This window comes from Actinoplanes sp. NPDC023714 (assembly GCF_040639855.1).
GTDB lineage: Bacteria > Actinomycetota > Actinomycetes > Mycobacteriales > Micromonosporaceae > Actinoplanes.
Genome location: NZ_JBFAAR010000009.1, coordinates 356,575 through 368,719 on the forward strand (window position 1 = coordinate 356,575; position 12,145 = coordinate 368,719).

At 68.4% G+C, this 12,145-nt stretch carries 10 protein-coding genes; all 10 read left to right on the forward strand.

The genetic code is table 11. The features are described from left to right. The 10 genes from AB0G10_RS33455 to AB0G10_RS33500 all read left to right on the forward strand — a co-directional run bounded on the left by AB0G10_RS33455 (position 1) and on the right by AB0G10_RS33500 (position 12,116). Entirely contained in the window at positions 1-993 is a 993-nt protein-coding gene (locus AB0G10_RS33455) for a conjugal transfer protein TrbL family protein (RefSeq protein ID WP_360930904.1), read from the forward strand. Beyond that, complete coding sequence (locus AB0G10_RS33460; protein ID WP_360930907.1) at positions 990-1,880, forward strand: PrgI family protein; 891 nt, start codon at positions 990-992, stop codon at positions 1,878-1,880. Before AB0G10_RS33455 ends, AB0G10_RS33460 begins: the two co-directional genes overlap by 4 nt. After that, positions 1,877-3,625 carry a DUF87 domain-containing protein gene (locus AB0G10_RS33465; protein ID WP_360930910.1) on the forward strand — a complete coding sequence of 583 codons (1,749 nt, stop codon included), beginning with the start codon at positions 1,877-1,879 and terminating at the stop codon, positions 3,623-3,625. The genes AB0G10_RS33460 and AB0G10_RS33465 overlap by 4 nt, the downstream gene beginning before the upstream one ends. After that, positions 3,622-6,084 (forward strand): TraM recognition domain-containing protein, encoded by a 2,463-nt coding sequence (locus AB0G10_RS33470; protein ID WP_360930913.1) that lies wholly within the window; start codon positions 3,622-3,624, stop codon positions 6,082-6,084. Before AB0G10_RS33465 ends, AB0G10_RS33470 begins: the two co-directional genes overlap by 4 nt. Before the next feature lie 203 nt (positions 6,085-6,287). Then, a complete protein-coding gene (locus tag AB0G10_RS33475) occupies positions 6,288-7,133 on the forward strand; it encodes a replication-relaxation family protein (RefSeq protein WP_360930916.1) in 846 nt (281 codons plus the stop codon). 305 nt (positions 7,134-7,438) lie between these two features. Next, on the forward strand, positions 7,439-8,134 hold the full coding sequence (locus AB0G10_RS33480; protein ID WP_360930919.1) for a hypothetical protein: 696 nt from the start codon (positions 7,439-7,441) through the stop codon (positions 8,132-8,134). Positions 8,135-8,270: 136 nt separating this feature from the next. Next, positions 8,271-9,542, forward strand: a complete 1,272-nt coding sequence (locus AB0G10_RS33485) for a MarR family transcriptional regulator (RefSeq protein ID WP_360930922.1) — start codon at positions 8,271-8,273, stop codon at positions 9,540-9,542. A 143-nt stretch (positions 9,543-9,685) separates the two neighbouring features. Then, positions 9,686-10,114 carry a hypothetical protein gene (locus AB0G10_RS33490; RefSeq protein WP_360930925.1) on the forward strand — a complete coding sequence of 143 codons (429 nt, stop codon included), beginning with the start codon at positions 9,686-9,688 and terminating at the stop codon, positions 10,112-10,114. Positions 10,115-10,343: 229 nt separating this feature from the next. After that, on the forward strand, positions 10,344-10,952 hold the full coding sequence (locus AB0G10_RS33495) for a hypothetical protein (RefSeq protein WP_360930928.1): 609 nt from the start codon (positions 10,344-10,346) through the stop codon (positions 10,950-10,952). Positions 10,953-11,147: 195 nt separating this feature from the next. Further along, positions 11,148-12,116, forward strand: coding sequence for a DUF4192 domain-containing protein (locus tag AB0G10_RS33500; RefSeq protein ID WP_360930930.1), 969 nt, complete (start codon positions 11,148-11,150; stop codon positions 12,114-12,116). The last annotated feature ends 29 nt before the right edge of the window (positions 12,117-12,145 follow it).

Sequence of the window (12,145 nt, forward strand, 5' to 3'; positions counted from 1 at the left end):
ATGATCGATTGGCTGTACGACGGCATCGTCGAGTGGCTCGCCGAACAGGTGGTGAGCATGCTCGCCGGCCTGGTCGGGTTCCTGACCGACGAAGTGTTCCTCTCGCCAGACGTCACCGTGTTTCCTCAGGTTCAGCAGCTGGCCGAGCGGTCGCTGCTGGTGGTGAACGCGGCCTACGTGCTGGCGTTCATCACCGCCGGCCTGCTGGGCATGACCCATGGCTCTCTGCAGACGCAATACCAGGTCAAGGAGCTGCTGCCCCGGCTGGTGGTCGGGTTGATCGCCGCGAACTTCGGTGTCGAACTGTGCGGCGCACTGATCGAGATCGGCAATGCGCTGACGCTCACGCTGGCCGGCGAGACCGCGGCCGGACCGCAGGTGGTCCGGTTCGTTCAGAACCGCATCATGTACGCCTTCACCAATCCCGGTGTCGCTCTGCTGGCCGCCGTCCTCGGTGTGCTCATTGTCGTGCTGCTCTACCTGCTCATCGTGAGCTGGTTCGGGCGCGTCGCCATCCTGATCGTCCTGGCGGGAATCGCCCCAGCGGCGCTGGCCTGCTACGGCCTGCCGCAGACCCAGGCGGTCGCCGGCCTGTGGTGGCGCAGCCTGCTTGGCTGTCTGGCCACCCCGGTGCTTCAAGCGCTGTTCTTCGCCGAGGGCGTCAACCTGTTGCTCGGGCCGACCTACCGCGTGCCGGAGCTGCTGGGCGCCGACGCGGACGGCAGCGACTTCGAGATCGCCAACCTGTTCATTGCGACGTGCCTGCTGATGCTGACCGTTCGGATCCCGAAACTGGTCGGCCGTTACCTCACGAACTCGGGCGTCCAGCGCAACCCGGCGGGTGTCCTGGTGCGTGCGGTCGTCATGCAGTCGGTGACCAGAGGCCTGCTTCGCATGCGGCCCACGCGCGCAACGCAGGTAGCGGTGCATCAGCACAGCCATCACCACTACCGGCGGCTGCGCCGGATCATCTTGAACGGAGACCAGCAATGATCGACAACGACGACGTTCCGCAGGCCTCGGTTCCCGCCGACATCGGCGCCCCGGACACCATCGCCTGGGGTCTGACGTTCCGCCAGCTCGCGATCCTCGGCACGGTCGCCGCCGCGGGCTGGCTGCTTTACTCGCATTTCGGTTCCGTGCTGCCACCGGCCGCCTGGCTCACCATCGCCGCCCCGGTCGCCGCGATCACGATCGTCGTGGTGCTCGGCCGCCGTGACGGCCTGCCATTGGACGTGTGGCTGCGACACGGCCTCGCTCTGACACGCAGCCCGCGCACGCTCAGCCCCGGCCGTACCCGGGCAAGCTCGGTCGCTGTGGCGGCCGGATCGCCGAAGGTGCCGGCACCGTTGCGCTCGCCGGTCACGAGTATCAGCCCGACCGGAGTCCTCACCAGCGAGGGCGCCGCCCGGGTGCTGATCGCCTGCGGCACCACGAACATCCATCTGCGCACCGGCAACGAGCAGAGTGCGCTGCTGGACGGGTTCGCCCGGTTCCTCAATGCGCTGACCGCACCAGCGCAGATCGTCGTGGCAGCACAACGCCATGATCTGCGCGTTCAGGCGGAGGCTCTTGCTGATCAGGCGCCGCGACTGCCGCATCCTGCGCTGCAAGCGGCTGCCGAGGACCACGCCGCGTTCCTGGCCGACCTCGATAGCCGACGTGATCCGTTGCGACGGCAGGTCATGGCCGTCATCACCGGTGAGCACGCGGCTGAATCCGCGGTGCGTGCGCTCTCCGGGCTCGGCGTCGAGGCCGCCGCACTCGACGGCCCGGCTGTCGCTGCGGCGCTGGCCGGCGCGGTCGACCCGTTCTGTCCTCCTGTGCCCGGGCCACGTGCCGTGCCGGGCATCCCGATCACCCTGCGGAGCACAGCATGAAGTTGCTGCACAGCACGAAGAAGTCGACGGCGGCCGGGGAGATGCCTTCCCCGGCCGTTTTGTGTGTCGAGCCCGGGCACGTCCGCATCGGCGATGGGTACGCCGCCACGTTCGCGGTGTGCAGCTTCCCCGCACAGGTCGGCCCGGCCTGGCTCGACCCGTTGCTGTCCTACCCCGGCCGTGTCGACGTCGCGGTCCACATCGATCCCATTCCGCCGCAGCTGGCGACGCCGATGCTCAGGCGCCAGCGCGCCCGCCTGGAGTCGTCGCGCCGGCTCACCGCCGACCAGGGACGCCTCGACGACCCGATGACGGAAGCTGCGGCCGAGGACGCTGCCGATCTCGCCGATCGGGTCGCCCGCGGCGCGGCGAAGCTTTACGACACCGGCCTCTACATCACCGTGCACGCCCGCGACCTCGACGAGCTGCGCACGGTCAGCGCGGGGGTGAAAGCGGCGGCAGCGAGCGTGCTGCTCGACCTGCAGCCGGTGACGTTCCGCCAGCAGCAGGGTTGGATCGCCACGCTCCCGATCGGCGTGGACCCGCTGCGCATGCGCCGGGTGCTCGACACCACCGCGCTCGCGGCGGCGTTCCCGCTCGCCTCGGCCGACCTGCCCGCGCCGGCGCCCGGTCTGGTCGCCGAGCCCGAGGGTGTGCTGTACGGGCTGAACACCACCAGCAACGGCGTGCTGCTGTGGAACCGGTGGGCGCAGGACAACCACAACAGCGTGGTCCTGGCCCGTTCCGGCGCCGGAAAGAGCTACCTGGTCAAACTCGACGTGCTCCGCAACCTCTATCAGGGCACGACCGTGTCGGTCATCGACCCGGAAGACGAGTACGCCCCGCTCGCCGAGCACGTCGGCGGCACCGTGGTGCGGCTGGGCCAGCCCGAGGAACGCCTCAACCCGCTCGATCTGCCCGCTGACGGCCGGCCGGACGCTCTGACCCGGCGTGGCCTCTTCCTGCACACACTCATCACGGTGATGCTCGGCGCGGTCCCACCGCCGGCCGAACGCGCCGCCCTGGACCGGGCGATCATCGCCACCTACCACCAGGCCGGGATCAACGCCGATCCGGCGACCTGGACCAGGCCCGCGCCGCTGCTGCGCGATCTGGCCACCGTCCTGGCGGCCGACACCGATCCCGCCGCGACGCAGCTCGCCGCACGGCTCGCCCCGTGGACCCGGGGCAGCTTCGCCACCCTGTTCGACGGCCCGACCACCAGCACGCCAGGCGGACATCTGACGGTGTGGTCGCTGCGGCACCTGCCCGACGAGCTGCGCACCGTCGGCACGCTCCTGGCCCTCGACACGATCTGGTCGAGCATTGACACCCCCGACACCGGTGCGTCACGGCAGCGGAGCCTGGTGGTCGTCGACGAGGCCTGGCTGCTGATGCGTGACCCGGAAGGCGGCCGGTTCCTGTTCCGGATGGCGAAGGCCGCCCGCAAGCGGCGGGCCGGGCTGAGCGTGATCTCCCAGGACGCCGCCGACGTGCTGTCGACCGATCTCGGCCTGGCCGTGGTGTCCAACGCGGCAACGCAAGTGCTGATGCGCCAGTCCACCCAGTCCATCGACGCCGTCACCGCCGCATTCGCCCTCACCGCCGGGGAGGCGCGGCTACTGCTGTCAGTGCCGCGCGGGGAGGGCCTGCTCGTCGCGGGCCGCAACCGCATCCCGTTCCGCAGCGTCGGCTCCGCTGCCGAACACAAGATCGCCGTCACCGGCATCGGCGAGGCCGGATGACGGCTGCCCCGACCTGGCCCGAAGATCTCGCTCAATGGATTCTCGCGCGGCCGTGGCTCGGCATCGTCGCCGCAGCCGCGGCCGTCGCGGCTCTCATCAGCCACGATCAGCTCCACGCCTGGCGGCACCGCCGTCACACGACCGATGCCCGATGGGTGACGATCGCTGCTCCGCCGGAAGTCACCGGTGAAGCTGCCGCCGTTTTCTGGACAACCCTGGCCAGCGTCCTGACCCCATCGATCTGGCGACGACGACTGTACGGCTACTCGCACGTGGCTTGGGAGTACACATGGACAGGCCGCGTTCTGACGATCCGGGTCTGGGTTCCGGGCACCGTGCCTCCCGGCGCGGTGGAATTCGCCGCCCGGGCGGCCTGGCCCGCCGCCACCTTGACCACCGAACCGGCCGCCGAACCGATCCCGGCCACGGTCGCCGAACAGACGGGTGGAGCGCACTGGCCCCAGCACACCGACGTGCTGCCGCTGCGCTCCGAGCACGACGCCGATCCGCTGCGAGCGCTGCTCGCCGCCGGCGCCGAGGTCCGTAGCCGTGAGCACGCCTGCGTTCAAGTGCTCGCCCGTCCGGCCACTGCCCGGCGGGTCCGCGCGGCGCGACGAGCGGCGGCGGAGAGCAGCAACCATCCGCGCGGACGGCCCGATTTCGCTACCCGCTCGGCCCTTGGCGCCGTGCGACTGCTGATCGAGCCGTTGCTCTGGCTCGTTGAGGTCTTCCTGCCCGGCCCGCCGCATCGGCGGAACACAGCGGCTCCGGTCCAGCGGCCCGAGCGCGACCCGGTCGCCGCGATCGAAGCGCGCACGCTCGTGGACAAGGCCACCCGGGTGCCGCATTTCGAACTCGCGATCAGGTACGCGGTCGCCGCCGATGCCGGCCGCACACCGCCGACGCCGGAGCAGGCGGAGCGGACACGGCAACGCCTCGCCGGGCTTGCTCACACGATCGCCTCGGCAGCCGCGGCTTACACCGGCCCGAACCGGCTGCGGCGCATGAAGATGTCGCACCCGGTCGCGGTCATCGCAGCACGCCGGCTGCAGCGCGGCTTCCTGTCCACGGTGCCCGAGCTCGCAGCGCTCGCGGCTCTGCCGCAAGACCTGGCAGTACCCGGCTTGGACCGTGCTCGAGCCAAGGCGGTACCGGCCCCCGTGCAGGTGCCGTCCGGTGGGCGCAACGTGCGGATCCTCGGCCGTTCGCAGGTCGGTGGCCACAGCGTCGGACTGCGGGTGGTCGACAGCCGGCAGCACGTACATCTGGTGGGGAAGACCGGCGTCGGTAAGTCGGTGCTGCTGCTCAACATGATCCTGGGTGACATCCGGGCCGGACGAGGCACGGTCGTCATCGACCCACGCGGCGACCTGATCATCGACATCCTCGATCGGCTCCCCGCCAGCTACGCGGACCGCATTCACATCATCGACCCGGAGCAGGAGAACAGCGCCTGCTTCAACCCGCTCGATGACCAGGGCGATGCGCACCTCGCCGTGGACAACCTCGTGGGGATCTTCGCGAAGATCTTCCAAGGCCAGTGGGGGCCACGCATGGACGACACCATGCGCGTCGCCTGCCTCACCCTGATGCGTCACGCCAAACCCACGTTGAGCCTGGTGCCGTCGCTGCTCCAGGATCGGCAGTTCCGGGCCCGGTTCACCCACGGGCTTGACGATCCGGAAGGACTCGGCGGGTTCTGGCTCTGGTACGACGGCATCAACGAGCAATTCCGCGGCCAGGTGATCGCCCCCGTCCTCGCGAGGCTGCGCGCGTTCCTGCTGCGTGACTTCGTGAAGAACGTGATCGGCAACGCCCACAGCTCCTTCGACATGGGTCAGGTTCTCAACGGCGGCGTACTGCTGTGCCGGCTGCCCAAGGGAACCCTGGGCGAGGAGACCGCACGAATCCTCGGCTCGCTGCTCGTCGCCCGGGTCTGGCAGGCCGCGATCGCCCGTGCCGGCGTCCCTGAGGAACAGCGCAGGGATGCGGTGCTCTATCTCGACGAGTGCCAGAACTTCCTGACATTGCCTAACAGCGTCAGCGACATGCTGGCCGAGGCGCGGGGGTTCCGGCTCAGCCTCGTCCTGGCCCATCAGGATCTGCACCAGCTCCCGGCTGATGTCGCCGCGGCCGTGTCAGCGAACGCCCGGTCGAAGATCTTCTTCAACGTCGACCCGGACGACGCCCGCGAGCTGTCCAAGCACACCAAACCTCAGGTCGACGAGCACGACCTCGCCAACCTCGACCTGTTCACCGCCACCGCACGGTTGCTGGTCGGCAACCGGGAACTGCCGGCATTCACCATGGTCACCAACCCGCCGGGGCCGAAGGACGGCGAACCCACCGCGATCCGGCAGCTATGCGCGGCAGCGAACCGGCCGACGGGCGAGGAACCACCGATGCAACAGATCGCCCGCAACGCGCTTCGTCGCCGAATGGCTTCCGGCGACACCTGACCCGGTGGTGCGTGGGGGTCCTCGCCGGGTTCCTCGCTCGGGTGCTCGCCGGGGTTCGCCTGCCAGGCGAGCACCCCGGCGAGCCCTGCTTCTACCGCCTGTCAGGCATCTGAGCTGCCCTTATATCGCCGACGCCGGGCGTACCTCCAAGATCGACACGTCACGACTCCCTACGGGTCTCTCTCCCCACAGGGGTGATCACCATGGCTTCCAGCCTTCTCTCCCTCTACCCACGGATCACCATCCGCGACCGAACCCTGCTCCAGCTCCTCGACGAGCACCAGGTCCTGACCACCGGCCAGATCCATCGCATGCTGTTTCGAGCCCGGCGCACCTGCGAGCTACGCCTGCGAGTACTGGCCGACCTCGACTTGCTCGAGCGATTCCGGTTCTTCCGCGACGGCGGAGGCACCCAGCCCTGGCATTGGACGCTCGGCTACAACGGCCGACGGTTCCAAGCCTCAGTCCACCGCCGGCCCGAGCTCACCCCGCGAGCCAGCGATCAGCTCGTACAGAGACTGTCGACGAACCCGCACCTGAACCACCTGCTCGTGGTCAATGAGTTCTTCGTCCGCCTCCAGGCGTACAGCCGCCGGCATCCCGAAGCGCGCCTGGATCGCTGGTGGTCCGAGACGACGACCAGCAACCAGTTCCGGGCTGTCACCGCCGACGGACACGGCCTCTGGAGCGAGGCCGGCATGACGGCCGGGTTCTTCCTGGAAGCCGACACCGGCACCGAGGCTTTGGGCCGTGTGATCGCCAAACTCGACCGCTACGCCGCCCTGGTTCGCGATGGCGGCCCCCGATACCCGGTCCTGATCTGGCTCGGCAGCGAACAGCGCGAAGACCACTTGCACCGGCTCCTGCGTGACGAACAGCCGGTGATCACCCCGGTCGCGACCGCCACCCAGAACCACGAACCGGCCGACCCGGTGTGGCTGCCCGCCGGTGAGATCCACCGGGTACGCCTGATCGAGCTGCCCAGCGACCACGGGGCGCCCACCGCCGCCAACCCGAACTACGGCGACGACGGATCCTTCCAACTCTGACAGCTGTCAACAGGCGCGAAGCCGAAACCTGTCAGAGCAGGTCACGTACATGATCGCGGTTTCTGACAGAGGTGGCGCTGTCAGGTGGTGGAGCTACGGTGCGGATTCCTTTTGTTCGCACCGCCGCTCGTCTGCCCCCGCTCGGGGTATCTGCCCGCGCCCGCCGCGATCACTCATTGCCCACCTCCATGGTCGGCTCGTGATCCCGCGCCGCGCCTCGTTCGCAGATGTCTCAGACCAGACGCCGCGCTCCGGTGGCACCACCCACCCCCGCTTCACCGCTTCGTGAAGGGAGCACCCCTGCCATGTCCACGTTCGCTGGGAAACGAATCGTCACCGTCTGCTTCGCGCCCGACACCGATGCCAACTGGTTTACCGCCTCCGAGCAGCTCGACGAGTTGCTGTCGACCAACGGGGTTCCGGTGCAGCGGTTCCACGTCCGGCATCGGCCATTGATCGGCTGGCTGACGCGGTTCCTGAGCTACTGGCTGATCAGCGCCGCTCGCCGATTCGGTGCGGTCACCACGACCGCCGGAGGACGCAAGAGCCGCCTCGATCTCGACCGCACCGCGGCTGCCAGTGCCGACCGGGCCGCGGCCCGCTGGCGTGATTGGTACACGCAGGTCGTCGCCAAGACACCGACGGCCAGGTGCTGGGAGGACTTCCTCGCTCAGCACCGGGCCGCGCCGGACGACGTCAGTGAGGACGAGGCGCGCCGACGTTTCGAGCAGCAGCCCCGGGTCCTCGCGATGCTGGCCCACGTCGGCGACCAGCGGCTCGACCCCTACGAGCTGGGGCTGTATCAGGCCGGCGAGTCCGCATACGTCGGCTTCTACTGGCGGGTCGCGCTCGTCGGCGACGCGCTGATCACCACCGACGGAACCCTGATGCGGGCGGCCAGCAGCAGCCACGCTGACCGCTTCCGGTTCCTCGACGAGGCGTGCGCCTACCTGGGCGCACTCCAGGCCGGCACGCGCCTCTGTGCTCTCGCCGCCGACTGAACCCCCTACTCCGCCCCACAACGCGAAGGCCGGCCACAGATAACTGTGGCCGGCCTTCCTCATGTTCCGGGCGGGCAACAAAGCCCGGCGCCGATCGCGCCGGGTTCCACCCCACAGTTCCCGAGGAGGGAAACCGATGGATCTCGCAAATCTGCAACCTTCGGCCCAGGCGGTACTCCGCGCGGTCGCCGAAGTCGGCCCGGCCACCGCGGCCGAACTCGTCGACAAGACGGGTAAGTCGAAGTCGACCGTCGACAGGGCCGTGAAGGTCCTTGTCGAAGCCGGCCTGATCGTCCCGGCCGACCCGGACGCGGACGAGGGCGCACCGGCACGTTGGGTCCTCTCCGAGGTCGCCGCCGACGAGCTGCACCCCGGCGACTTCCACAAGGCGAACGCCACCGACGATGCTGTAGTCGACGACACCGATGCCGCTGACTCGGCACAGGAGCCGGACTCCGACGGCATCGAGCCGTCTGAGAACCACGCCGAGGCGGAGGGCGACGGCACGAGCGACTCGTCCGGCGGCATCGAGCCTACGGACGGGCAGGACACCGACTCGGTCGGATCCACTGGGGTGGACGCCAGCGCCACCGGCACAGCACCGAGTTCGTCGGCAGGCGCCAGGAGGCAGAACCCCCGGTTCGCGGACCGCAGAGTCATGTCGGTCAAAGGCGTGCTTGCTGAGTTCGGCGACGACGGAGCAACGCTCGATCAGATCGTCGCCGAAACGGGCATGAGCCACCCGACCGCCAGCCGGTTGCTCGACGCGATGGAGCGGGTAGACGCCGCTCGCCGCAAGCCCGACGACACGCGGCGGTGGGTGCCCGGCCCGACCAAGGCCAGCGAAGTCGACCCGGACCCGAAGCCGCCGCGCTGCCCTCTCTGCACGCAGGTCATCCGCGGCACGACCACGATGCCGGCCTCGATCGCAGCCCTCCTGGCACTCGCTGACCCGGACGGCACGCTGAGCATCATCGGCTCCGACGGTGAGATCCACACGATCAAGCTGTCCAAGGGCACACCGCCGCTTGCGCCGCGTGCGACGAGCACCGGAGCTCGCAGCAACACGGCAGGCGCCAACGGCGACGGCAACCAGCCGTTCGCGCGCGGCGAGCTGGAGAGACTGACCCTTGCCGTCCTGGAAGCCGCACCGGGCAGGCCGATGACGCCCCAGGACGTCGCCACCGTGATCAGCGCGCAGCACGGCCGCGCGGTCAGCTCCGGCGCGGTGCGCAACAACTGCACCAAACTCGCCGCCGCCGGTCGTCTCGTGCTGGTCGCCGAGACGCCGCTGACCTTCCTCTTCCCGAAGGCGCAGACCAGCGAACCCTCGGTGGACGACGAGGCCGGTAACGCCGGGCAGGCCAACGAGGACGACGAGCCTCCGGCCGAGACCGAACAGTCCTGAACTGCATCGTCCAATCCCCGCCGGGGCCGAGCTCAGGTGCTCGGCCCCGGCGCTGTCGGAAGGGAAAGATCCGTGCCCCATCCAATCCAGCGGCCTACTGCCCTCAACCTCATCCCCGCCGTTTTGGCCGACGGAGGCGCCGAATGAGCCAGTTCTTCCAATTCGGCCCGTGGGTGTTCTCCATCGACGCCGCCGAGGCGGCGATCACCGCGGAACCTCGCCCCACCCAGCCGCTTCCTGTCGCGGCATGGGCTGCCTTCTACGGGCTCAAGCATCTCGACGACCCGAGAAGGTCCGCAGCCGCGCTCATCGGACCCACCAGCGACGGCCTGGACCGGGAGTACGCCATGACGACCGACCTCACCAACCCGGTGATCGTCGGCCAACTCCTCGTCGAGCATCAGGCCGCGCCACTGCTCATCGACGGCACACACCGGCTCTACCGAGCCTGGCGTGAGAAGGTGCCCGAGCTGCCGGCCCACCTGCTCACCGTCGAGGAGACCCTCGCTGTCAGGCACGAGGTCAGCCTCGGACCGGACGGCGCCATCACCGTTGCGGCGTATTCGGTCTGACGCACACTCCGAGCAGCGACGCATGCCCCGGGTCCGCCAGCCGAGCCCGGGGCACGCGTCCGCATCTTTGTAGGGAGCGGCCGTGAGCGCCCTCGCTCGCGTCCGGGTGCTAACACCCGGCAGTTGATGCCGCCGATCTTATTGAAGATATGCGTCCACATCCATTTCGTTTTCACCCGGCCCGGGCGTGTGCTTCAAGCCTTCGCCGGGTGAAGGAGGTAAGGCGGCTGTGACCGATTTCCATGACGAGGTTGCCGGCGAAATCGAGGCCAGTAAGCGACCACCCGACCGACTCGATCGTGAATCCGCTCAGATAGTGCGCGCGATCTCCGCATATGGGATCGGCACCCCAGAGGAACTCTCCAAGCTGACAGGGCTACCTCTGTGTCTGGTACTGCATCGGCTTCGCTTGCTTGAAACCGCGGGCATCGTAGAGCGCCGCGACGAACGAGTTGTCCTGCCGCTATACGACGGAGAAGCAATAAATGCTCGTTGGGACTACTCCTGGCCGACGGGAAACGACCCCACTGACCCCGGCCATGAACACAGCCCCGTACTCCAGGCGCCGGTAGCGAACCAACTCGGGCGACCCTGGTATCTAGAGTCCGAGTCACCTGGCGGCGACTACGTCACGTGGCTCGACCTGCCCGACGGCCGCCGTGTCGGCGTCAGCCCACACCTCGCCGGAGACGGCTACATGCGCTGGATGATCGGCATCCTCGACCAGCACGGCAGGTCGACCCACCACGAGCACGAACTGCTCATCACCGCTCGCCCCGAGCACGTCGTCGCCCGAATCCACGCGGTGATGGCCGAACACGACATCAATCTGCCGTAAGGCATGGTTGCTCGCCTCAACATCTATTGGGGCACGCAGTCAACGTGCCCCTCGCGAGAGATCCAGGCGAGCTGAAGTCGCCACCACCAACAACTTCCACGTCAGCCCGAGCCGGGAACCCCAAGCGCGTCCCCGGCGAAATCGGGTCACACGTAGGCGAAGGGTTCCCTGGCACCGACAAATCTGGGGATATCCATGACCAGCATCGACCAATTCGACCCGGACCAGCCCGCCGAGACGGCAGCCCTCGTGCCCTACATGCTCAGATTCTACCCTCACGATCAGCTCGTCATCGTCCTGCTCCGTGGAAGACACATCATCACTGCCGCCGCCACGACCACGAGCAACTCGGCCTACACCGCCGAAAGTGCAGCCACGACCGCAAAACTTGTCGCGGCGCACAAATGCGACGGCGTCATCCTTATCGGGTATGGCACACACGAGGCGGTCACCAACGTCTTGGCGCTCACCAGAGCGGCGCTCAACGCAGATGGCATCGCCATCCCCGCGATGCTGCGGATTCACGACGACCGGCTTTGGTACATCGATCACGACGCCCTTGAATCGCCGGCCGACGGCATCCCGTTCGATCCCCACATCACTGCTGCTGCCGCCCACGCGACCTACCTGGGCTGGACCGCAGCCGACAGCGGGGACGCTGTCGCTCGGCTCACCCCGATCACCGGAGCCGAGCGAGAAGCGATGCGTATCGCCCTAGCGGACGCCCACAAGCAAATCGCTGAGATCGAAAGCGTCACCGCGGGGAGCCGCACTCGCTGGCACGACCTCGTCGAGGAACTCATCAACGAAGCACTCGCTACCTACCAACAACACCGCCACCTCCCCGACGACCGGGTGGCCCTCATACTCGCCCTACTCACTGATCCCGAACTGGAAAACTGCGCGATCGAGCGGCTCGCCGGCGAAGACATCGACGTTCGCATGTGGACAGACCTGACCCGCCGCGCCGACGATCTTCACGCCGCGGCTCCAGCCACCCTCCTCGCGCTTGCCGCAGTGCAGCAGGGAGACAGCCTGCTGGCACAGCTGGCAATCGAACGAGCCTATGAATCTGATCCGGACGACACCCTCATTCAAGCCATAGCCATCGCTATGGCGGCCGGGGTACTTCCAGCAGTCGTCCGTGGACTGCTGCACGGGTAGATCCGTCTAAGCCGCCGCCAGGATCAATC